At 72.8% G+C, this 22,846-nt stretch carries 16 protein-coding genes; 8 read left to right on the top strand and 8 right to left on the bottom strand.

What is annotated here, in order from left to right; all coding sequences use genetic code 11:
* Positions 1-135 precede the first annotated feature (135 nt).
* From ACFWVC_RS12295 to ACFWVC_RS12280, 4 genes are all read right to left on the bottom strand, one after another.
* Positions 136-1,770, bottom strand: coding sequence for an LCP family protein (locus tag ACFWVC_RS12295; protein WP_384282967.1), 1,635 nt, complete (start codon positions 1,768-1,770; stop codon positions 136-138).
* Positions 1,771-1,854: 84 nt separating this feature from the next.
* Positions 1,855-3,657, bottom strand: coding sequence for an LCP family protein (locus tag ACFWVC_RS12290; RefSeq protein WP_384282964.1), 1,803 nt, complete (start codon positions 3,655-3,657; stop codon positions 1,855-1,857).
* A gap of 119 nt (positions 3,658-3,776) precedes the next feature.
* Positions 3,777-5,003, bottom strand: coding sequence for an LCP family protein (locus ACFWVC_RS12285; RefSeq protein WP_384282961.1), 1,227 nt, complete (start codon positions 5,001-5,003; stop codon positions 3,777-3,779).
* A 161-nt stretch (positions 5,004-5,164) separates the two neighbouring features.
* On the bottom strand, positions 5,165-5,917 hold the full coding sequence (locus ACFWVC_RS12280; RefSeq protein ID WP_384282958.1) for a TIGR03089 family protein: 753 nt from the start codon (positions 5,915-5,917) through the stop codon (positions 5,165-5,167).
* A 167-nt stretch (positions 5,918-6,084) separates the two neighbouring features.
* On the opposite strand from ACFWVC_RS12280, the gene ACFWVC_RS12275 reads away from it, so the two are divergent.
* The 5 genes from ACFWVC_RS12275 to ACFWVC_RS12255 all read left to right on the top strand — a co-directional run bounded on the left by ACFWVC_RS12275 (position 6,085) and on the right by ACFWVC_RS12255 (position 12,884).
* On the top strand, positions 6,085-7,503 hold the full coding sequence (locus ACFWVC_RS12275) for a peptidoglycan recognition protein (RefSeq protein ID WP_384282954.1): 1,419 nt from the start codon (positions 6,085-6,087) through the stop codon (positions 7,501-7,503).
* A 75-nt stretch (positions 7,504-7,578) separates the two neighbouring features.
* Complete coding sequence (locus tag ACFWVC_RS12270) at positions 7,579-8,661, top strand: sugar phosphate nucleotidyltransferase (protein WP_384282950.1); 1,083 nt, start codon at positions 7,579-7,581, stop codon at positions 8,659-8,661.
* Between the two features lie 74 nt (positions 8,662-8,735).
* On the top strand, positions 8,736-9,668 hold the full coding sequence (locus ACFWVC_RS12265; protein WP_384283259.1) for a DNA-3-methyladenine glycosylase family protein: 933 nt from the start codon (positions 8,736-8,738) through the stop codon (positions 9,666-9,668).
* A gap of 284 nt (positions 9,669-9,952) precedes the next feature.
* Positions 9,953-11,116 carry a 4-hydroxybenzoate 3-monooxygenase gene (locus ACFWVC_RS12260; RefSeq protein ID WP_384283254.1) on the top strand — a complete coding sequence of 388 codons (1,164 nt, stop codon included), beginning with the start codon at positions 9,953-9,955 and terminating at the stop codon, positions 11,114-11,116.
* A gap of 76 nt (positions 11,117-11,192) precedes the next feature.
* A complete protein-coding gene (locus tag ACFWVC_RS12255) occupies positions 11,193-12,884 on the top strand; it encodes a methyltransferase (protein WP_384282947.1) in 1,692 nt (563 codons plus the stop codon).
* 49 nt (positions 12,885-12,933) lie between these two features.
* Here ACFWVC_RS12255 and ACFWVC_RS12250 read toward each other — a convergent pair whose 3' ends face one another.
* The 4 genes from ACFWVC_RS12250 to ACFWVC_RS12235 all read right to left on the bottom strand — a co-directional run bounded on the left by ACFWVC_RS12250 (position 12,934) and on the right by ACFWVC_RS12235 (position 16,489).
* Positions 12,934-13,590 carry a GNAT family N-acetyltransferase gene (locus ACFWVC_RS12250; RefSeq protein WP_384282944.1) on the bottom strand — a complete coding sequence of 219 codons (657 nt, stop codon included), beginning with the start codon at positions 13,588-13,590 and terminating at the stop codon, positions 12,934-12,936.
* A 91-nt stretch (positions 13,591-13,681) separates the two neighbouring features.
* On the bottom strand, positions 13,682-14,992 hold the full coding sequence (locus ACFWVC_RS12245) for a coenzyme F420-0:L-glutamate ligase (RefSeq protein ID WP_384282942.1): 1,311 nt from the start codon (positions 14,990-14,992) through the stop codon (positions 13,682-13,684).
* Positions 14,989-15,954, bottom strand: coding sequence for a 2-phospho-L-lactate transferase (cofD, locus tag ACFWVC_RS12240; RefSeq protein WP_384282939.1), 966 nt, complete (start codon positions 15,952-15,954; stop codon positions 14,989-14,991). Before cofD ends, ACFWVC_RS12245 begins: the two co-directional genes overlap by 4 nt.
* A 25-nt stretch (positions 15,955-15,979) precedes the next feature.
* Positions 15,980-16,489 carry a cysteine dioxygenase gene (locus tag ACFWVC_RS12235; protein ID WP_384282936.1) on the bottom strand — a complete coding sequence of 170 codons (510 nt, stop codon included), beginning with the start codon at positions 16,487-16,489 and terminating at the stop codon, positions 15,980-15,982.
* Between the two features lie 594 nt (positions 16,490-17,083).
* On the opposite strand from ACFWVC_RS12235, the gene ACFWVC_RS12230 reads away from it, so the two are divergent.
* The 3 genes from ACFWVC_RS12230 to ACFWVC_RS12220 all read left to right on the top strand — a co-directional run bounded on the left by ACFWVC_RS12230 (position 17,084) and on the right by ACFWVC_RS12220 (position 22,838).
* Positions 17,084-17,347, top strand: coding sequence for a WhiB family transcriptional regulator (locus ACFWVC_RS12230; RefSeq protein ID WP_018559705.1), 264 nt, complete (start codon positions 17,084-17,086; stop codon positions 17,345-17,347).
* A gap of 140 nt (positions 17,348-17,487) precedes the next feature.
* Positions 17,488-21,354 (top strand): glycosyltransferase family 2 protein, encoded by a 3,867-nt coding sequence (locus ACFWVC_RS12225; protein ID WP_384282932.1) that lies wholly within the window; start codon positions 17,488-17,490, stop codon positions 21,352-21,354.
* Entirely contained in the window at positions 21,351-22,838 is a 1,488-nt protein-coding gene (locus ACFWVC_RS12220; RefSeq protein WP_384282929.1) for a DUF5719 family protein, read from the top strand. The genes ACFWVC_RS12225 and ACFWVC_RS12220 overlap by 4 nt, the downstream gene beginning before the upstream one ends.
* Positions 22,839-22,846: the final 8 nt, after the last annotated feature.

Genomic DNA, 22,846 nt, shown 5'->3' with positions numbered 1-22,846 from the left:
CCTGTGGGATCCGACAGCAATGCTCGCGGATGGTTGGAGGTCACGATACATAACGACGACAACCGTCAAGCCATGCGCTTCTTATCAGTCATGTAAAACGATCGTCCTCTTACCTCAAAAGGGACGGGCTCCCGGCTACCACCGATACGGCGCATACACGGGCATGCACTTCGATTTGTCCGAGCCGTTGAGGGCGTCGGCGCTGTCGGGGACCTTCTCGTCGGGGTCGGCGGCACCCGCGTAGGCCGTCCCCTCGCGCCAGTCCGCGCCGACCACGAGTGTGACGGAGGCAACGTGTGAGGATTCCTTCACAATGCCGGCCGGCAGTTTGAGCGCCTTCGCCACGGCGAGCGCGTCCGACCGGGCCTGGGCCCCCTGGCCGGCGGGGTAGTCGATCGTGGTGGTGGCCGACGGCTGCGCCTCGGGGGCCTTCACGGCCCCCGTGAAGCCCTGGCCGGCCAGGAGGCCCGCCACGACGCCCGCGCGGCCGTTCACGGGGGTGCCCGAGCTGTCGCCGGCGGTGCCGTTGACCACGGTCACCGGGATGTCGGCGGCCGGCCGCGCCGGCGGTCCCGACTCGGCGGGCTTCTTCTTCGCCTTCTTCTTGCCGTTGTCGTCGAACGGCACGTCGTTCACGAGCTTCGCCCACACCTTGGGCGCGTCCACCGCGTCCGGGATGTAGTGCTGGTCGTTCTCCGGGTCCGTGGCCGGCGGCATGGTGAGCATCGTGATCCGCTTCGACGGGACGCTCTTGAGCTCCATGCCGAGGTTGTACAGCTTCTTCGGGGTGCCGATCTCCTCCGAGACCTGCAGCGCCTTGGTCGCCGCCTCCGCCAGGTTCCGCAGCCGGCCGCCGTCGGTGAAGACGTTCTGCGAGCGCAGCTCCCGCACCATCGAGTTCATGTACATGTGCTGGGCCTCGGCCCGGCCGAGGTCGCTCTCGAAGGCGTGCCGGGTGCGCAGCCACTGCAGCGCGGTCTTCCCGGATATCTTCTGCCGGCCCGCCCGGAGCTTCAGGCCGGAGCCGCCGGGCTGTTGCGGCGTGGGGTGGTCCCACACGTTCTGCTGCACGCACACCTCGACGCCGCCCACCGCGTCGGCCATCTTCACCACGCCCGCGAAGTCGATCATCATCCAGTGGTCGATGTAGACCTTGGTGAGGTTCTGGACGGTGGCCAGCGTGCAGCCCGGACCGCCGTGCGTGAGGCTTTCGTTGATGATCGCGTGCGTGGTGGCGGGGAACTTCTCGCCCGTCTTGGGGTCGGTGCACTCCGGGATCGGCACCCGGGTGTCGCGCGGGATGCTCACCACCGACATGTTGCTGCGGTCGGCGGAGACGTGCACGAGCATGATCACGTCGGCGCGCGGTTTGTCCCCGCGGGTGTACTTGGCGCCGCCCAGCTTCAGATTGGCGTCCGTGTTGCGGCTGTCGGAGCCCAGCAGAAGGATGTTGAGCGCGTTCGTGGGCGCCTTGTGCACGTCGCTGGCGCCGCTGCTGCGCTTGCCCTTGCGGATGTTGTGGCTCAAGTGCTGGTAGTACGCGTAACCGGCCCCCGCCGTACCGAGTATCAGCAGGGCCAGGACGATCGCGATCCAGCGCAACGCCCGCCGTCCGCGCCGCCGGGGGCTCCCCGCGGCGCGCCGCGCACGGCCGCCGTCGCCCGCTCCGTCCGGCGCGGGCTCCGTGTGCGGTGCGTCCGCCTCATGCTGCGGACGCGTCTCGTACAGGCTGTCGTCCCATCCGAGATCGCGCACGCCACGGTCGGTCATGTCTGGTCCCCACCCCTGAAACCCCGTTGAATCCCCGTAGATGTGTTCTCGCCGTGTTCTCCGCGAGCCGGCCCCGCCGCCCCGCTACTTGGCGCAGACGCTCTTGTCGTCCGCCTCGACCTTCTGGATCCCCTCGGGCGCCTTGGTGGGCGCCGTGATCGGCGTCCCCGCGGCGGTGAAGTCCTTGCCGAGGGTGAGGGTCATGTTGGCGCGCGGTGCCGCGTCCTTCGTGCCCTCCTTGAGCGCTGAGGCGGGCAGCCCCATCATGTCGGCCAGTCGCCGTGCCTGGTCGGCCTGGTTGGGGGCGTACTCCAGCGTCGTCTTCTTCGCCTCGGCGGGCGCGTTGCCGCCGTTGGTGGAACGGGTGACGCCCTGTGCGTTCTGCAGCCAGCTGACGGTGTCCTGGGCCGCGCCGAAGATCCCGCTGCCGTTGAAGACCTCGACCCGGACGTTGATGGCGTCGGCCTTGGGGCCCTTGAGCTTGCCCGCGGCCGCGTCCTTCTCCTTCTTCTTCACCTCGGTGAGCGAGATGTCCTGACGCACCATGGAGAACAGTTGCGGCGCCCGGGTCTTGTCCAGGACGACGGTGGTGTGCACCTTCTCGGCGGGGTTGTCTATGACCGGGACGGTGGCGAAGGTGATGTTCTTGGTGTTCACCTGGCTCAGGTCCTTGGCCAGATTGGTCAGCTTCGTCACGCTGCCGATCCCGGTGTCCACGGTGAGCGCCTTGGTCGCGGTGTTCGCCAGCTTCAGCAGCTTCGTCGGGCTGGTCAGCGTGTCACCCGACTTCATCTCCCGCACCATCGAGCCCAGGAACTGCTGCTGCAACTGGATACGGCTCAGGTCGCCGCCGAAGCCGACGCTGTGCCGGGTGCGGACGAACGCCAGCGCCTGCTCGCCCTGCACCTTGTGCGTGCCCTTGGGCAGCTTGAGGTGCGAGTCAGGGTCGTCGATGTCCTTGGCCAGGCACACCTCGACGCCGCCCACCGCCGTGGAGAGGTCCTTGACGGCGTCGAAGTTGGCCATCATGAAGTGGTCCGGCGTGATCCCGGTCAGCGCCTTGACCGTGCGCATCGTGCAGCCCGGGTCGCGTCCGTACTGCCCCAGGCTGGTGTTGAAGCGGACCCCCTCCTCGCCCGGGATGAGCTTCGTGGAGCCGTCCGCCTGCTTCGTCGGGCAGTCGGGGATGTCGGTGATGATGTCGCGCGGAATGCTCAACGCGGTCGCGTTGGTGCGGTCCTTGGAGACATGGAAGAGGATCGTGGTGTCCGCGTGGCCGACGTTCGCCGTGTCGCCGTACTTGCCCTTGAGGCCCTGCCGGCTGTCGGTGCCGATCACGAGGATGTTGACCGGGCCGTCGGTGGTGACGCTGCTGGAACCGATGCCGGTGTCCACCGTGTTGATGTTGCCGTTGAGCTGCTGGTACAGCACGTAGACACCGACGCTCGCGGCCACGACGACCAGGCCGAGCGTGCCGGCGGTCCAGATCAGGGCCTTCTTCCGGCCCGACTTGCGCGACTGCGCCTTGCGCCGTCCGGCGCGGGTCGCCGCGCGGCCGCCGGCGGTCTCCGGGCCGGCGCCCCGCCGGCCGCCCTGCCCCGCGCGCTGTCCCTGGCGGCGCGGCCCGGGAGGCTGTCCCTGGCCGCCCTGTCCCTGCCGGGTCTGGCCCTCGCGGCCCTGGCCGGTCCGAGTGCCCTGACCCGCCTGCCCCTGCTGGCGGCTCCGGCTCTGCTGAGGGTCGCGCTGCGTCCGGCGGCCGCCCTGGGAGGGAACGGCGCGGTCCGCCGGCGCCTCCGGGTCCAGCCGGAGCTGGTAGCTGCCGGTCTCGGGATCGAAGACCCACTGGTCCGCCGGGTCGACGTGCTGCCTACGGCCTTGCGTGTCCACGGTCGATCGAGTCCTCCGTCTCGGCCGCTGCATCAGGCCGGATCGCCCACACTAACCCCACAGTTCAACGTCTAGGCGCGCCGCTGACAAATTCCTGTCCCTACAACTGGACAAACTGTTCAATCCCCACTGCCACCGCAGACATCGCGGTCCGCGGTCGTGCCGCGATAGGCGGGGGAGTCCGTCGCGGTCGCCGTCGCAGAGGGAGATGCGGAAGCGGTGGATGTGGTTCCGCCCCGGGTGGGGGTCTCGCTCGGGCCGGGGCTCGCGCCGTCGTCCTGCACCTCCACGGTGCCGTCCTCGCGCAGCGTCCTGAAGAGCTTTTCCGCGGCGGGCTGTACGAGTTCGTCCCGGTTCGGGTCCTGCACGTAGGGTTGGCGCGGCACGGTCAGGAAGCGCACCTGGCCGGCGGGCGTCCGGCGCAGGGTCTGGGTGAGGTCGTACAGCTCGCGCAGCGAGTCCAGTCCGGGGTCGGCGGTGAGGGAGGAAGTCGCCGCGTCCAGCAGCGGATAGAGCTTGGCGGGGTTGAGCAGCACGCCCGTGCTGTCGACCTTCTTCACCAGCGACGCCAGGAACTCCTGCTGCCGGTCGATGCGCTGGGTGTCGCTGCCGTCGCCGATGCCGTGACGGGCGCGTACGTAGCCGAGGGCGTCCTCGCCGTGCAGCACCTGGCGCCCGGCCTTCAGGTCCAGGTGCGCGTCCTGGTCGTGCACGTCGTGCGGGACGCAGACCTCGACACCGCCGACCGCGTCGACCATCTTCTTGAACCCGCTGAAGTCCACCACGAGATGGTGGTCGACCCGGACGCCGGTCAGCTTCTCGACGGTACGGATCGTGCACGCCGCCCCGCCGAACTCGAACGCCCAGTTGAACTGCGCGAACTGGGCCGTGGACATGCTGCCGTCGGGCCGCCGGCAGGAGGGGATGTCCACCATCAGGTCGCGCGGCAGGCTGACCGCCGTCGCGGTCTTCCGGTCCGCGGCCAGGTGCAGCAGGATCGCGGTGTCCGAGCGCTGGGTGCCGGTGTCCTGACCGTACTTGCCGTTGCCGTCGCCGCGGTTGTCGGAGCCGAGCAGCAGGATGTTCTCGGCGGAGGTCGCCTGCGGCAGCGCGCTGGGCCGCTCGGACTGGACACGCAGCAGCTCGCGGGTGGTGTCGGTGTCCGTCTGGATGTTCCCGTCCAGCTGCCGGTACAGGTGCCAGGCGACGCCCGCGCCGGACAGCAGTGCCAGCGCGGTGACGCCGGCCAGGACGCGCACCCAGCGGCGGCGTCGCTGACGGGCCGGCGGTGGCACCGCGCCGGGAGAGGTGTCCTTCGACTCCGGCGAATCGGCTGGCGTGGTCACGTACGGCCCCGTCCTTCGGATGTTGTGTCTTGCTTCTCACCCGTACAGACAGTTGAATTCCGCACTCGGTTGTGCGGAGTTGTTCACTTGTACGTTCGACCTTCCACCTTCGCGCGGTTACCGCCGGTTCGCCTGCCGGAAAGTGGCGGTTCCGGCCCTTCTTAGGCCATGTGGGTGACGCGCTCGCTCTCCCGCCGTTTGTCCAGGCCGGAGGCGTCCAGCCGGTCCAGATGGCGGCAGAGCACCACGGAGCCGCCCGCCGCCAGCGGCGCCAGCAGCCCGGCCGCGAGCCCATCCCAGTCGCCGAAGGGCCGGCCCGACAGCAGCCGGGAGCCCGCCGTCAGGCCGAACGACGACGCCGACGCGGCCGCCCGCTCCACCACCTCGGCCCCGGTCAGCTCCTCGCCGCCCGGCAGCTCCAGCGCCGGGGCGCCGGGGTCCACGGGCGCGTAGGGGGCGAAGCGGTCGCCCTGCGCCGGCACCTCCACCGCGTAGTCGGTGAACCCGGCCGGCGGCTGCGGGAACCGCCCGCCCAGCGGGCGCAGCGCCAGCGCGACCCGCTCGCCGGGGCAGGCCAGGGCCGCCTCCAGGGTGTCGGGGCCGGAGACGGTGAAGTCGGCCGCGGCCGGGTCCCCGCCGGGCACCGCCACCACACCGGTGGAGAAGCAGGCGAGCAGCCACACCGCGGTCTGCCAGTGGGCCGGCAGCAGCAGCGCGGCCCGGTCACCCGGCTGGGCGCCGAGTTCGTCCTGGATGAGGTTGGCGGTCTTCGCCACCCAGTTGCCGAAGGTGGCCACCGACAGTTCGACGCGCTCGCCGGTGGCGTCGTCGTAGAAGGTGACCAAGGGGCGGGCGGGGTCCGTCGCGAGCGCGGAACGCAGCAGGTCGGCGGGCGTACGGGCAGTCGATGTCACGCGGCCCAGGCTACGTCAGGAGCCCTGTGCGCGGGTGTTGCTGAGGGAGTGGCAGGCCGCCGGCCGGGATCGGAACGCCCGTCAGATCCCGGCTGCGGGTTTTTGGGGCTTATGTAAGTGTTTTTCTCATGCGTGCCTTTATTGCCACTTCCGTCGGTTGCGCGTGCATGGCTGCTCTCGCCCTCCCGCTCGCGCTCCCCTCCGGCGCCACCGCGACGATCCACACCCCGTACCGGGCCGCCGCTCCCGACGCCCCGTCGGGGAGCACCCACACCATGATGCTGGCCCCGCTCGCGACCTCCGGCCGCGCGCTCGGCTCGCCTCTGGCCGAAGGGCTTCCCGAGCGGTCCGTCAAGCCCTTCTCCCTGCTCGGCGTCACCTGGGGCGACTCCCGCACCGACCTCGAGGGCACGGTTCAGGTGCGCACGCGTGCCGTCGGCACCGGTGTGTGGTCGGCCTGGCGGGACGTCGAGTCGCACTCCGAGGACGCCCCGGACGCCGGCTCCCCGGAGGCGACCGAGGCGGGCGTGCGCGGCGCCACCGCCCCGCTGTGGGTCGGCCGGTCCGACGGGGTCGAGGTACGCGTCGTGCCCAAGCGGACCGGCGGTGTGCGGGGCGCGCTGCCCGCCCTGCCCAAGGGGCTGCGGCTGGACATGGTCGACCCGGGGGACGATCCGCCGGGGGCGCCCTCGGCGGCGCCGTCCACCGCGGGCGCGCCGCCGTCCGGGACCGGCCCCACTTCCGAGGCCGCCCCCTCCGATCCGGTGGACGACCCGGTCGACGACCCGACTCGCCCCGGTGACAAGGGCGACAAGGGCGACAAGGGCGACAAGGGCGACAAGGGCGACAAGGACGACGAACCCGGGAATGCCGACGAGGGCGACGTCACCGACCCCACCGACACCACGGGCACCGACGACGAGCTGCCCGTCGTCCCCGCCCTCACCCAGGCCGAGACCGAGAAGATCACCGGCCGCCACTACATCGGCGCCCGCCCTCGCATCGTCACCCGAGCCGGCTGGGGCGCCGACGAGTCCCTGCGCACCGAGGACTTCCTCTTCACCGACCAGGTCGACACGGTCTTCGTCCACCACAGCGCCACGGGCAACGACTACGACTGCGCTGACGCACCGTCGCTCATCCGCAGCATCTACCGCTACCACATCAAGAGCAGCGGGTGGCGCGACATCGGCTACAACTTCCTTGTCGACAAATGCGGAACCATCTACGAGGGCCGGGGCGGCGGGGTCGCCAAGGCCGTGTTCGGCGCGCACACCCTCGGCTTCAACGCCGACAGCGTGGGCGTGGCCGTACTCGGCACGTTCAGCGACGACGAGCCCTCCGAGAAGGCGCTTGCCGCGGTCGCCCGGCTCGCCGCCTGGAAACTCGGCATCTACGGACACAATCCGGCCGGTACGGCATATCTCTTGTCAGGAGGGAGCAACAAGTACAGGAAGGGTGTCCGGGTCAGCTTCAATTCCATCTCCGGGCACCGCGACGGCTTCGCGACCGAGTGCCCAGGAACGGTGCTGTACGACGATCTCGGCTACATCCGCCGCAAGGCGGCGGCCCTCCAGGGTCGCTGATGGGAGCCGCGACGAGACCTGCATAGGATTGGCCGCTCGTACGTTCGGCCCCGCCAGGAAGCGGAGACAACACAGGTGACTGAAGCGATCCTCTTGGTCGGCGGCAAGGGCACGCGGCTGCGGCCCCTGACGGTGCACACCCCCAAGCCGATGGTCCCCGCGGCGGGTGTCCCCTTCCTCACCCACCAGCTGGCCAGGGCCCGCGCCGCGGGCGTCGAGCACATCGTTCTCGCCACCTCCTACCTCGCCGAGGTCTTCGAGCCCTGGTTCGGCGACGGATCAGAGCTCGGACTGCGCCTGGAGTACGTCACCGAGGACGAGCCCCTGGGCACCGGAGGCGCCATCCGCAACGTCGCGGGCCGCCTGGACTCCGCGCCCGGCGACCCCGTCCTGATCTTCAACGGCGACATCCTCACCGGCCTCGACATCGCGGGCCTGGTCGCCACCCATCGCCGCAGCGGCGCCGACGTCTCCCTCCACCTCACCCGGGTCGACGACCCGCGCGCCTACGGGCTGGTGCCGACCGGCGCCGACGGCCGCGTCACCGCCTTCCTGGAGAAGCCGGAGACCCCCGAGGAGATCGTCACCGACCAGATCAACGCCGGCGCCTACGTCTTCAACCGCTCCGTCATCGACGCCATCCCGGCCGGCCGCCCGGTCTCCGTCGAGCGGGAGACCTTTCCCGGCCTGCTCGCCGACGGCGCGCACCTGCAGGGCATGGTCGACTCCACGTACTGGCTCGACCTCGGTACCCCGCAGGCCTTCGTGCGCGGCTCCGCCGACCTCGTCCTCGGTCGCGCCCCGTCCCCGGCCGTGCCGGGGCGCTGCGGCGAACGCCTCGTCCTGGAGGGCGCCCGCGTCGCCGACGACGCCAAGCTCACCGGCGGCACCGCCGTGTCCGCCGGCGCGGTCATCGGCTCCGGCGCGGTCGTGGAGGGCAGCACGGTCCTCGCCGGCGCCGTGGTCCGGCCCGGCGCGATCGTCACCGACTCCCTCATCGGCGCGGGCGCGGTCATCGGCGAGCGCACCGTCCTCCACACCGCGGTCATCGGCGACGCCGCCCACGTCGGCGCGGACAACGAACTGCGGTACGGCGCGCGGGTGTGGTGCGGGGCGGTCATCCCGGACGGGGCAGTGCGCTTCTCGTCCGACCAGTGACGCGGGGCCCCGGCGCGTAGGCTCGGGGCGTGCATCCCGAGCAGACCCGACTCCTCCGCGGCGCGACGGCACGCGTGCCCGGCCCGCGCACGGCGGGCCGGATCCGCCGGTGGACCCCACGCGGCCCGCTGGACCTGGGCCTGACCCTCGGACCACTGCGCCGCGGCCCCGGCGACCCCGCCTTCCGGGTGGGCCCCGACGGCGCGGTCTACCGCGCCTCGCGCACCCCCGAGGGCCCCGGCACGCTGCGCATCGCCCGCCCCGCCGGCGGCGAGGTCGAGGCCCAGGGATGGGGGCCAGGCGCCGACTGGCTGCTCGACCGTCTGCCGCACCTGCTCGGCGACGCCGACGAGCCCGGCGCGTTCACCGCCCGCCACCGTGTCGTCCACGAGGCCCACCGCCGCAACCCCGGACTCCGCCTGACCCGCACCGGCCTGGTGCTGGAATCGCTCGTGCCCGCGATCCTGGAGCAGAAGGTCACCTCCGACGAGGCCTACCGCTCCTGGCGCGTCCTGCTGTGGCGCTTCGGCGAGCCCGCCCCCGGCCCCGGCGAGGAACTGCGCATGCGCGTCATGCCCGACGCCCGCGGCTGGGCCATGATCCCGTCCTGGGAATGGCACCGCGCCAACGTGGACGGCAAGCGCTCCGCGGCCGCCGTGCGCGCCGCCCGCGCCGCCGCCCGCATGGAGCAGGCCACCGGCTTCGGCCCCGCCGAGGCCTTCGCACGCCTGCAGGCCGTCCCCGGCATCGGCCCCTGGACCGCCGCCGAGACGCTCCAGCGCAGCAACGGCGACCCCGACGCCGTCACGGTCGGCGACCTCCATCTGCCGCACACCGTCGGCTACGCCCTCACCGGCGCCCACCGCACCGACGACGCCACCATGCTGGAGCTCCTGGAGCCCTACGCGGGCCAGCGCCACCGCGCCGCCCGCCTCATCCTCCTGACCGGCCGCCGCCCCCCGCGCCGCGCTCCGCGCATGGCCCCGGGCAACATCGTTCCGCTCTGACGCGCACGCGGCTCCGCGCGTGACGACCCCGGGCAACTGCTCGCCACCATCGTCCACTTCGGCGCGAGGAGTGCTGTCACCGGCACCGAGACGACGGGCCTCACGTCCGAGCGCCCGGTCCGTCGTACGGGTCCTGCGCCCGGCGTCTGTCGGCAGTGGTGATCTCTTTGCCGTTCGAGCCTGGCAATCAGGTGATTTCGGTGCGACCGGGGATGTTGATCTACCTAGTATCTGGTTCCGTGACAAACGGGAACAGCCGGCGACCGGCCGGCCACGCGACCGGTGTGGTCGTCCTCGGGGCCGGGCCGGCCGGGCTCGTGCTCGGCAACATCCTCGTGGACCACGGGATCGACTGCGTCGTCCTGGAGCGGGCCGAGCGCACGCATGTGGAGACGCGGGCGCGTGCGGGGTTCCTGGCCGCCAACACCGTGCGGATCCTGAAACAGCACGGTCTCGCCGAGGGGCTGGACCGGCGCGGGCAGATCCACAGCACCTGCGAGTTCCGTACCGAGGACGGCCGGTTCCGGCTGGACTACAGCGGGCTGGGACAGGGGGAGCGGCACACCGTCTACCCCCAACAAGACCTGGTGACCGACCTGTTGACGCGCTACCTGGAGCGCGGCGGACAGATCCGTTTCGGCACCGAGGCCGTGGCCGTGCGCGACGCCGACACCGACCGGCCCGAGGTGGACGTGCGCGAGGCCGACCGGCGGCCCGGCCTGTGGCGGGCGCGGTACGTGGCCGGCTGCGACGGGCGGCACGGCGCGGCCCGGCGTTCCCTGCCGGCCGGAACGGTCCGCCACCACCGCGACCACGGTGTGACCTGGCTCGGTCTGCTCGCCGAGGCGCCGCCCAGCCTGGACGCCGTCGGGTACGCCGTGCACGAGCGCGGGTTCGCCGGGCACATGGCCCGCACCAGCGAGGTCACCCGCTACTACCTGCAGTGCGAGCGCGGCACCCCGGCCGGTGCCTGGTCCGAGGAGCGGATCTGGGACGAGCTGGACCTGCGGATGCGGGCGAGGGAGTACGGCCCGCTGCGCCGCGGGCGCGTCGTGCAGCGTTCCGTCGTCGACCTGGAGTCCGACGTGCTCGAACCGCTGCGCCACGGCGCGCTGTTCCTCGTGGGCGACGCCGCCGGCCTGATCAGCCCGTCCGCCGCGAAGGGCGCCAATCTCGCGGTCCTCGAAGCGGCGGTCCTGGCCCGTGCGCTGATCGACGACCTCACCGCCGGGGACCCCAAGGGCCTCGACGCCTACTCGGCGAGGTGCCTGACGCACATCTGGCGTGCGCAGGAGTTCTCGCACTGGATGATCGGGCTGCTGCACGGCCCGTCCGGCGCGGACGGCGAGTCGCTGTTCCACAACTCCCTGCGCCGTTCCCGCCTCACCTCGCTGCGCACCTCGCGCAGCCAGCAGGACTGGTTCGCCGAGCACTACGTCGGCGTGTAGCCCGTCATCCTCCAGCTCCGCATCCGCGTACATCCGTACGCACACATCCGAACACCGGAATGAGGATCCCCCCGCAATGATCATGGCATTGTCGGGCGATACGTCCCGCCTGCGCGCGACGGTCGACTTCGTCAAGGAGCAGGACACCGCCACGCTGCTCCCGCTCCTGCTTCCCGGGCTCGACGGCCCGGAGCTGCGGACCATGGTGGAGCGCTGCGACTTCTCGCACGCGGCGCTGCTCGTCTTCCCGCCCGGCGAGGCGGCGCTGGAGGCCATGCTCGCCGACTGCGGGCTCGTCGCGGACGCGCCGCCGGCGCCGAGCGTCGTCGTGCGCGAGCGTCTGGCCGTACGGCACAAGCGGTGTGCGGCGGATCTCGACATCGGCGTCCTGCGCCCCGTGGCGGAATGCCCGGACGGGGCGCGGCGCACGGTCGAGGTGTTCGCGCTGACCGTGCCGCCGGGCTCGGACCTCGACACGGTCGCCGCGCACGAGCGGGAGCGGCAGCACGAGGCGCATGTCGCCTTCGAGGTCGAGGCACCGGACCCGTTGGTCCTGCGCGGCCTGTGCGCGGCCTTCGGACGGTACGGCGCCACCCCCGACGGCGGCGGCTACAACCCGCACGAGAACGGCACGGTGTTCTACTTCACCGCGCCCGCCGAGGCCAAGGCCGGGTACCGGCGCGTGGAGCTGTACGTCCCCGGCGACCACCGCGACATCCTCGCCGCCCACCTCGACGAGCACCGCGAGCGGCAGCCCGCAGAGACCCTGCTGCGCCTGCTGACCGGGGCGTGGACGACGCAGGCCCTGGCCGCGTTCGCGCGGCTGGAGGTGGCCGACGCGATGGACGGCGAGCGGGGCGTCGGCGTGGCGGAACTGGCGCGGGAAATCGGTGCCTTCGCGCCGAACCTGGCCACCCTGCTGCGCTACCTCACCATGCTCGGCGTGGTGAGCGAGGACCGCGACGGTTTCCGGCTCACGGACACCGGCGGGCTGCTGCGCGCGGACGCCGAAGGGTCGATGCGGCCGCTGGCGCTGATGTACGGAGGGCCGTTCTACGAGTCCTTCGCCGGGCTCGGGCACACCGTGCGCACCGGACAGATCGCCTTCGAGCAGCGCTTCGGCGAGAACCACTTCGACCACTTCGCCCGCGACCCCGAACTCGCCGAACTCTTCGACCGGTCGATGGCCGCCGGTTCACGGATGTTCGACCCGCTGCCCGCCCACCCGGTGCTCACCGCGGCGGCCGAAGGGGCCACCGTGGTCGACATCGCGGGTGGCAACGGGGAACTGCTCAGCCGAATCCTTTCCGCGCACCCCCGCCTGCACGGCCTCCTGCTGGAGCGCCCGCAGACCGTCGAGGCCGCGCGCCGCGTCCTGGGCGCGGCCGGCCACACGGCGCGGTGCACGTTCCGGGCGGGCGACTTCGCGGACGTACCCGCGGGCGGGGACATCTACGTCCTGTCGCGCGTCCTGCACGACTGGGACGACGACCGCTGCCGCGAGATCCTGCGCCACTGCGCCCGCGCGATGCCCGACACCGCCGATCTGCTCGTCGTCGAACGCGTCCTGCCCGCCGACGGCTCGGCCTCGCTGGCCACGGCCTGGGACCTGCACATGATGTGCAACGTCGGCGGCCGTGAACGGCGCGCCGACCACTACGCCCGGCTGTTCGCCGACGCGGGCCTCACGCTGGTGGGCCGGGCACCGCTGCCCCTGGACGGCAGCGTGCTGCACGTCCGCAGGACCGGGCCGGCGAACACCGTCTGACACCGGCCGCGGGGGGCCGGGGCCGCGGTGCGGTGGTGCGGCGGCCGTGTCAGCGGCCGTCGTCGCCGGCCCCGAACAGGTCCCGGCACCGCTCCAGCCCCCGGATCTCGACGGGAACGCCACGGCGCGCCTCCCAGTCCGCCCGGCTCAGGCGGAGCCGGTGCAGGGTCCGGGCGGAGCCCCGTACGGCCGCCACGTCCACGCCGTCGAACCGGTAGCCGAGCTTGTCGGAGACACGGCGCGAGGCCGGGTTGTCCGCCATCGCCGCGGAGGTGACGCAGCGCGCGCCGAGCCCCTCGAAGGCCAGGTGCAGCACCGCGGCCCGCATCTCCGTGCCGATGCCCCGGCCCTGGTGCGCCAGCCCCAGCCACGAGCCCGTCCCGGCCTCGCGGGTGACGGCGAAGTCCCTCGCGCTCAGGTCCTGCCGCCCGACGACCTCTCCCTCGCACCGCACCGCCAGGCTCAGCGTCCAGTCCTCCGGGCGCCACGCCGCCACCGTTCCCAGCACGTGCTGGAACGTGGCCCGTTCGCGTTCGCGCGGACTCGCGTCCGTCCACGGCACGCTGAACGGCATACGGGCCTCGTCGTGGACGCCGGCGGCGGCGACGCCCGCCAGTTCGGCGAGCGCGGCCAGACCGGGCAGGCCCAACTCCAGCCGAGGCGTGGTGATGTGGAGCGCGTACAGAGGCCAGACACGTTCTTCCATGTCCGGAGACTGCCCTCCCACCCACCCGGCCGTCGACCGGATTTCCGGCGCGCCGGACCGGCCACCCCGGTGACGGCGGCACGAACGACGCCTAGCGCACCGTGATGAACGCCTCCGCGCCCCGCGCCGGCCGATCCTTCGGCGGCGACGCGGGCCGGCCGATCGCGACGGCGCCCATCGGGTCCCAGTCGCCGGGCAGGTCCAGCACCTCGCGCACCACGTCGCGGCAGAACATCGTGGACGACACCCACGCGGAGCCCAGTTGCTCCCCGGCGAGGGCGACGAGGAAGTTCTCCACGGCCGCGCCCATCGCGACCACGAACATCTCGCGCTCGGCCGCCGACCGCCGGGGGTCGGGGTAGTCGTGCGCCCCGTCGGCGACCAGGCAGGGAACGGCCAGATAGGGCGCCCGGCGCAGGACGTCGCCGCGTCGTACGCGCTTGGCGATGGACTCCTCGCTCCGGCCGTCGCGGCGCAGGTCGGCGATCCACGCGTCGCGCATCGCGTCCAGCAGGCCCACCCGGGCGGCCTCGGTCTCCAGCAGCACGAAGCGCCACGGCGTCGTGTGGTGCGGCGCCGGAGCGGTGACGGCCAGCGCCACGGCCCGCCGCACCGCGTCCCCGTCGACGGGGCTGTCGGTGAAGTCGCGGATCGTGCGGCGCAGGGAGACCGCCTCGCGCACCGCCTCCGACGTGCCGAGCCGGAACATGTCGTCGGCGGCCGGCCGCAGCAGCGCGCGGGCGCCGTCGCCGCTCTCCTCGGCCGGGAGCACCAGGCGTTCCAGGCCGCGCACCACGGCCACCGGGGTGCCGCCCGCCTTGCCCTTGACGAGGTCGCCGGCCGCGGCCAGCTCGTCGCCCAACGCCGTGACGGTGACGGCGAGTTCGTTGCCGTGGGAGTCGGTCGCGCCCCGGAGGTCGTCGACGACGCGGACACCGGCCGCGCCGATGGCGACGTCGGTCTGGCCCTCGCGCCAGGGGCGCCCGAAGGTGTCGGTGACGACGACGCCGACGTTGACGCCGAGTGCCTCGCGCACCCCCGCGCGGATCGTCCGCGCGGAGGCGTCCGGGTCCTTCGGCAGCAACAGCGCCGTGCCGGGCGCCGTGTTGGAGGCGTCGACGCCCGCCGCCGCCATGACGAAACCGTGCCGGGTCTCCACGATCCGCGTCGGACCGCGCCGGGCGACCAGCCGGACCGTCTCCGCGTCGATGGCGGCCTCGCGGTCGTCGGCGCGGACCACGCGCCCCTCCGCCTTGCTGACGATCTTCGAGGTGACGACGAGCACGTCGCCGTCCTCCAGATAGCCGGCGGCCGCGGCGACGAGCTTCGCCAGGTCGGCGCCGGCCGTGATCTCCGGCAGTCCGCCGACCGCCCACACGCGGTAGGAGGCCGCACTGTTCACGCCCGCACCTCCGCTGCCAGCCGCAGCGCCTCGCGCGCCATCGCGGCGGTGGCGTCGAGGTCCGTCATCATCAGCGGCACGGCCCGGCAGCGGATGCCCGCCGCCTCGACCTCGTCCACCGCACCGGCGTCGACGGTGTCGACGAGCCAGCCGTCGAGCAGCCCGGAGCCGTAGTGCGCGGCGACCGCCGCGGCCGTGGACTCCACGCCGACGGCGGCCAGGACCTTGTCGGCCATGCCCCGCACCGGAGCGCCCCCGACGATGGGGGACAGGCCCACCACCGGCACGCCCGCCTCGGCGATGGCCTCGCGGATGCCAGGCACGGCCAGGATCGTGCCGACCGACACCACCGGGTTCGACGGCGGGAAGACGATGACGTCCGCGTCGGCGATGGCCTCCAGCACGCCGGGCGCCGGCTTCGCGCCCTCCGCCCCGACCGGCAGCACCGCGTACGCCTCGGCGGAGGCCCGCAGCCGCACCCAGTACTCCTGGAAGTGCACGGCCTTGCGGCCGCCCCCGCCGTCCGGGTCGTCGATCACGACGTGTGTCTCGATGCGGTCGTCGGTCATCGGGATCAGCCGTACGCCCGGCTTCCACCGCGCGCACAGCGCCTCGGTGACCGCGCTCAGCGGATAGCCGGCGCCGATCATCTGGGTGCGCACGATGTGGGTGGCGAAATCGCGGTCCCCGAGGCCGAACCACTCGGGGCCGACGCCGTAGGCGGCCAGTTCTTCCTTCACGGTGAAGGTCTCGTCCGCGCGGCCCCAGCCCTGGCCCTCGTGGATGCCCCCGCCCAGGGTGTACATGACGGTGTCGAGGTCGGGACAGACCTTCAGCCCGAACAGGTGGATGTCGTCGCCGGTGTTGCCGATCACGGTGATGTCCGCGTCCGGCGCCGCTTCCTTGAGACCGCGCAGGAAGCGGGCGCCCCCGATGCCACCGGCCAGTACCACGATTCGCATGCCGACAGTCTGGCAGCCGCGGCTGTCAGCCGGTGAACGTCCCCTCGGCGGCCGGGGTCCCCGACGTGCAGGCGTACGGCGTCATCTCGGTCAGGCCCGGGAAGTAGACGTGCAGGCTGACCGCCGGTTCCAGGGAGTCGTTGACGACCTCGTGGACGTAGCCGGGGGCGAACACCCGCTGGTGCCCCGCGGAGAGTGAACGGCGCACCTCGCCGTTGCCGCCGAGGGCCCGCTCGGTCAGCGCGCCCTCCAGGACGGTGAGCACCCCGCAGGAGCGGCCGTGGTCGTGCAGCCCGCTGCCCTGGCCGGGGACCCAGCTCAGCAGCCAGATCTCGTAGCCAGGCCCGGTGCGCAGCCGGTCGTACCAGCGCGTGGTGGCGTCGTACCGCACCCGCGGCGCCCAGTGGGCGCGGTCGTCGGCGATGCGGCGGGCCAGCCCGGCGAACTCCGCCACCGTCACGGGGTGGGCGGGGACGGGCGGCAGGAGGTGGGGGACGGCGAGCGGGTCGCCGGCGATCGAGACGTCGCTGTTCATGGGTGCGGGAGTTCCTACGGGAAGTGAGGAGCGTCAGGCAGGGCGCATGAGGCTGTGCGGGCCGGGAATGAAGATCGTCAGCGGCAACAGCTGGAACAGCGACAGTGAGCTTCCACGGCACGACGGAACTCGCCGAGGCGGCAGATCCGGGAAGGCGCGTGGGTCACTGGCATGCGCCCCAGCACACCGGCTCTCCCGGGTGCCTGTCAACTTGACATCCGGTTTGTCGTGAATCTTTCACCTGATCCGGCTATTCGACCAGGTGAAAGGTTTGTGCACCCTCGCCCCGGGAAGGTGCGGACGCAACCACACGGGTACGCAGGAACGTCTCCCCAGGAAACGTCGTTGTGTTTTCGTGATCTCATCGTGATCGCCGGTCCGGCCTGGACGTCGATCACGATTGACGTATGCGGACGTTTGGACTGATTTGAACACTTTCCGTCAGACCTTGGTTCCGCAGGGTGAATAACGGGCTCAATAGCAGATCTCGGCTTGACTGGCCCGTATCGGCACACTTGTAATTTCACTCGTGTCGTTCGACCGTCACAGGTAACGGCAACATCACGGGGAAGCGAAAACAGACGAGGGGCGCGCATGACCGAGCTGTTCCAGCTGTTGCTGGCCGAAGAGGCCGACGAAGAGCTCGGGTGGCAGGAGCGCGCGCTGTGCGCGCAGACCGATCCCGAGTCCTTCTTCCCCGAGAAGGGCGGTTCCACCCGCGAGGCCAAGAAGGTCTGCCTCGCCTGTGAGGTCCGCTCCGACTGCCTGGACTACGCCCTCGCCAACGACGAGCGCTTCGGCATCTGGGGCGGCCTGTCCGAGCGCGAGCGACGGCGGCTGAAGAAGGGCGTCGTCTGAGCGCACGCCCGGCACGTCGAGTTCGTGCGTATATGTGCTCCGGACCCGGAAGGGCGGCCTCCCGCAAGCGTTAGTGTGGGGGCCCGTCCGAGACGCCTGAGGCGTCGTCCGAAGTCCAGCGAACCGGGGCCCGAACCTCGATGTCCGTGAACAGCTCAGCAGGGACCCAATACGCCGCCCAGGCTCCGGAGTTCCCGCGCCACGTCGTCACCGCCGTGCTGGTCGCCCACGACGGTGCCCGGTGGCTGCCCAACGCGCTCGCGGGCCTGGTCTCCCAGGACCGCCCGGTCCAGGACGTCGTCGCCGCCGACACCGGCAGCGCCGACGACTCCGCCCGGCTGCTCGCCGAGTCCCTCGGCGACCAGCGCGTCCTGCACCTCGCCCGGCGCAGTGGCTTCGGCGCCGCCGTCGAGGAGTGCGTCCGCGCGGCGCCGCCGATGACCGCCGATCAGCTCCCGTACCTGCAGCGCCGCAGTGGCTGGGACCCGGTCTCCCGCAGCTGGAACGACGACGCCTACGACGAGCCCGAGCAGCCCCACGGCGAGCCGGTGCACTGGCTCTGGCTGCTCCACGACGACTGCGAGCCCGCCCCGGACGCCCTGCGGAACCTGCTGAAGGTCGCCGACTCCGCGCCCTCCGCCGGTGTCATCGGCCCCAAGCTGCGCAGCTGGTACGACCGCCGCCAGCTCCTGGAGGTCGGCGTCTCCATCGCCCGCAGCGGCCGCCGCTGGACCGGGCTGGAGCGCCGCGAGCAGGACCAGGGCCAGCACGACCAGGTGCGCCAGGTGCTCTCGGTGTCCAGCGCCGGCATGCTCGTACGCCGCGACGTGTGGGAGGAGCTGGGCGGCTTCGACCGCCGGCTGCCCCTCATGCGCGACGACGTCGACTTCTGCTGGCGCGCCCAGTCCGCCGGCCACACCGTCCTCATCGCCCCCGACGCCGTCCTGCGGCACGCCGAGGCCGCCTCCCGCGAACGCCGCCCCGTCGACTGCGCCGGCCGCTCCGCGGTCGACCCGCACCGCGTCGACAAGGCCGGCGCCGTCTACACCCTGCTGGCCAACACCCGCGGCGCCCTGCTGCCCTACGTCTTCGCGCGCCTGGTGCTCGGCACCGTCCTGCGCACGCTGGCCTATCTCGTCGGCAAGGTCCCCAAGCAGGCCGTCGACGAGATCACCGGCCTGCTGTCGGTGCTGCTGCGGCCCGGCCGCGTCCTCAGCGCCCGCAGACAGCGCTCCCGGCCCGCCGTCGAGGCCGCTGAACTGCGGCCGCTCTTCCCGCCGCCCGGCGCCACCGTGCGGGCCACGGTGGAACAGGTCGTCAGCAACATCTCCGGCCGCGCCGAGGCCGACGCCACCTCCGCCGGCCGCCACGGCGGCGGCATGGACGCGGGCCCGAGCGGCGGCGACGACGACGGCGAGTACCTGGAGATCGAGCAGTTCGCCCTGCTCAAGCGGATCGCCCGGCAGCCCGCCCCGATGCTCTTCGCGGTCCTGCTGCTGTTCTCCCTCATCGCCTGCCGCCAGCTCCTCGGCGGTGGTGCCCTCTCCGGCGGCGCGCTGTTGCCCGCCCCGGACCGGGCGAACGACCTGTGGGGCTCGTACCTCGGCGCCTGGCACGCCCTCGGCACCGGCAGCACCGTCAGCGCGCCGCCGTACCTGGCGATCGTGGCGGTCATGTCGAACGTGCTGTTCGGCAGCACCGGCCTCGCCCTGACCGTGCTCCTCGTGGCCTCCGTCCCGCTCGCCGGACTGAGCGCCTACTTCGCCTCCCGTCCCCTGGTCGAGTCCCGGCTGCTGCGGGCCTGGGCGGCCGTCGCGTACGCCTTCCTGCCCGCCGCGACCGGCGCCCTGGCCGGCGGACGGCTCGGCACCGCGGTCCTGGCCATCGTGCTGCCGCTGATGGCGCGTGCCGCCGTCTCCGCCGTCGGCCTGCGGCTGTCCCGCGACGCCGTCGACCGCGGGGTGCGCCCCGGCTGGCGCGCCGCCTGGGCCTTCGCGCTGCTGCTGACGCTCACCACCGCTTTCACGCCCATCACCTGGCCCATCGCGCTGGTGCTTCTCGGCATCGCCGCCCTGCTGCGCCTCGTGCGCGGGCAGGGACAGCTCGTCGTGCCGCTGGCGATGCGGGCCGTCGCGATCCTCGGCGCCCCCATGGTGGTGCTCGCGCCCTGGTCGCTGGACCTGCTCACGGAGCCCAAGCGCTTCCTGTACGAGGCCGGGCTGCCCTACGGCCCCCGCGCCGCCTCCGCCACCGACCTCGTCCTGGTCAACCCCGGCGGTCCCGGCGCGGCCGGCGGGTTCCTGCTCGCCGGCATCGTGCTGGCCGCGCTCGCCGCCCTGCTGCGCGGCGGACGCCGGCTGGCCATCATCAGTGCCTGGGCGGCCGCCCTGACGGGACTGCTGTTCGCGGTCGCCGCCAACAGCACCGCATGGGCCGGGCCCGCCACTCTCGTGTACGGCCTGGCCCTGCTCGCCGCGGCCGCGGTCGGCGCCGAGAACGCACAGGAACGGCTCGCCGCCTCCGGCTTCGGCTGGCGCCAGCCCGCCGCGGCCCTCGTCGCCCTGGCCGCCGTCCTCGCCCCGCTGTCCGCCGCCGTCGGCTGGATGGCCGGCGGCGCCGACGGACCGCTGGAGCGCCGCGACCCGACACAGGTCCCGGCGTTCGTCGCCGAGGAGGGCTCCACCCGCGACCAGGCCCGCACGCTCGTGCTGTCGGGCACGTCCGCCCGCGTCTCCTACGCCCTCGTGCGGGGGGCCGGAGCGCGCCTCGGCGACGCCGAGCTCTCGGCCTCCGCGGGCGGCGACACCCGACTGGACAAGATCGTCGCCAACCTCGTCGCCGGTTCCGGCGCCGACCAGGCCACCCAGCTCGGCGGCTACGCCGTGCGCTACGTCCTCGTCCAGCAGGGCGCCCCGCGCGAGGTCGGCCGCACCCTCGACAGCACCCCGGGCCTGTCCCGGCTCAGCCAAGCCGACGGCAGCGCGCTGTGGCGGGTGGACAACGACGTCGCCCGGCTCACCATCGTCTCGGGACCCTCCGCCTCCGCCTCCGGCGACGCGGCCGGCTCCGCAGGGGCCGCGGGCTCCCAGCCGGTGATGGTCGCCTCCGGCAAGGTCGAGGCGCACACCACGATCCCCACCGGTCCCGAGGGACGCGTCCTGCGCCTCGCGGACAGCGTCGCCCCCGGCTGGAACGCCACCCTCGACGGCCGGGCACTCACCCCGACCACCGTCGACGGCTGGGCCCAGGGCTTCCGGCTCCCCGCCACCGGCGGCCGCCTGGACCTCACCTACGACGACCCCTTCACCCACGTCGTGTGGATGTGGGCCCAGGGCTTCCTCGCCCTGGTCCTGGTCGTCATGGCGCTCCCCGGACGCCGCCGCGAGATCGACGACGACCTGCCGGAGACCGAGCCGGTCCCGGCCGGCGCGGCCGCGGTCGCCGCGGACATCCCGGCCCAGGCCGACGGCGACGGCCGCCGCGCCCGCAGGCTGCGCGCCGCCGCCGAGGCGGAGGCCGGCGACGCCGATCCGGACGCCTTGGAGCGCCCCGAGGGCGCGCCCGAGGAGCAGGCGACGGAGTACACCGAGTACCCGGAGTACGACCCCTACGCCGCGGTGGCCCAGCAGAACGACCCGTACGGCCAGGAGCAGTGGGCCGCCGACTACCAGAGCACCTACGGCTACGAGCAGCCCGCCCGGCAGCCGCAGGAGCAGCAGCCACAGGAACCGCCGGTCTACGACCCCTACGGCTACGGCGAACAGCAGCAGCCCCAGCCCCAGCAGGGTTACGGGCAGCCGGGTTACGAGCAGCAGCAGGGCTACGACGAGCAGCAGGGCTACGGGCAGCAGCAGGGTTACGAGCAGCCGGGTTACGACCCGCAGCAACAGGGTTACGACCAGCAGCAGGGCTACGAGCAGCAGCCCTACGACCCGTCCTACACGCCCTACGACCCGACGGCGTACGACTCGGACGGCTACCGCCGCGACGGGAGCAACCAGCAGTGAACCGCAGCGCCCTCTCCCTGATCGGCGTCACCGCCGCCCTCGCCGCCGTGACCGGCATCGCCACCCTGACCGGTGCGGGCACCCCCGAGGCCGCGCCCGCCGCCAGTGCGGCCCGGCTCCCCGTCGAACGGTCGACGCTGACCTGCCCCGCGCCGTCCGACTCGGACTTCGCGACGACGCAGTACACGTCCTTCACGCCGAAGGGCGACTCGGCCGGAAGCGACGGAAGCGCCCGCCTCCTGCCCGCCGCCGGCCAGGACGGCAAGGCGCCCAAGAGCCCCAAGGGCGGTGCCAAGCCGGTCGCCCCCCTCAAGGCGGCGGGCAAGCCCGTCACCGCCACCACCCGGAGCACCGACGCCCCGGCCCTCATCGGCACCGCTGACGGTGCGCTGGCCCCCGGCTGGACCGTGCAGCAGACCACGGTCATCGACGCCGGCCCCGCGCGCGCGGTGCTCGGCACGTCCTGCGCGGTGCCGGACAGCGAGTTCTGGTTCCCCGCCGTCAGCACGGCTTCGAGCCGTCAGGACTACGTGCACCTGACCAACCCCGACGACAACTCCGCCGTCGTCGACCTGGAGCTCTACGGTCCCAAGGGCGAGATCAAGACCGACACCGGTGACGGCATCACCGTGCCGCCCGGTGCCTCCGTCCCGGTGCTGCTGTCGACCCTCACCACCGAGAAGACCGACGGCCTCACCCTCCACGTCAGCGCCCGCAGCGGCCGGGTCGGCGCCTCCGTCGAGGCCATCGACGCCAAGGCGGGCGGAGACTGGCTCGCCGCGTCCGCCGACCCCTCCGACACCCTCGTCATGCCGGGCATCCCGGCCGACGCCACCTCGGTGCGGCTGGTCGTCTTCGCGACCGGGGACGACGATGCCGACCTCAAGCTGCGGTTGGCGGCCTCCGGCGGCGAGATCACCCCGGCCGGGCACGAGACCGTCCACGTCAAGAGCGGCATGACCACCACCGTCGACCTCGGCGACGTCACCAAGGGCGAGGCGGGCTCACTCGTCCTCTCCCCGAGCGGCACCACGGGCTCGGCCCCGGTCGTCGCGGCCCTGCGGATCACCCGCGGCAAGGGCGCCAACCAGGAGACCGCCTTCCTGCCCGCCACCGAGCCCGTCGGCGACCGGTCCACCGCCGCCGACAACCGCGGCAAGGGCTCCACCCTCGCCCTCACCGCCCCCAAGGCGGACGCCACGGTGAAGGTCACGACCTCGGCCGCCACCTCGGGCGGCGAGCCGGTCAGCAAGACGCTCACCGTCAAGGCCGGGACGACGGTCTCGCTGTCCCCGCCCGCCCCGTCGGGCAAGGGCACCTACGCGGTCACGGTCCAGCCGTCCTCCGGCGGCCCGGTCTACGCCTCGCGCATGCTCGCGCTGCCGCAGGACGGTGTCCCGATGTTCACCGTCCAGCCCATGCCGGACGACGGGGGCCTGGTGGCGGTGCCGACGTCGAGGGAAGACCTCTCGATCCTCAACTGACCCCGGAA

This window comes from Streptomyces sp. NPDC058691 (assembly GCF_042714775.1).
Taxonomy (GTDB): Bacteria; Actinomycetota; Actinomycetes; order Streptomycetales; family Streptomycetaceae; genus Actinacidiphila.
This window is presented reverse-complemented; position numbering and strand designations above follow the sequence as displayed.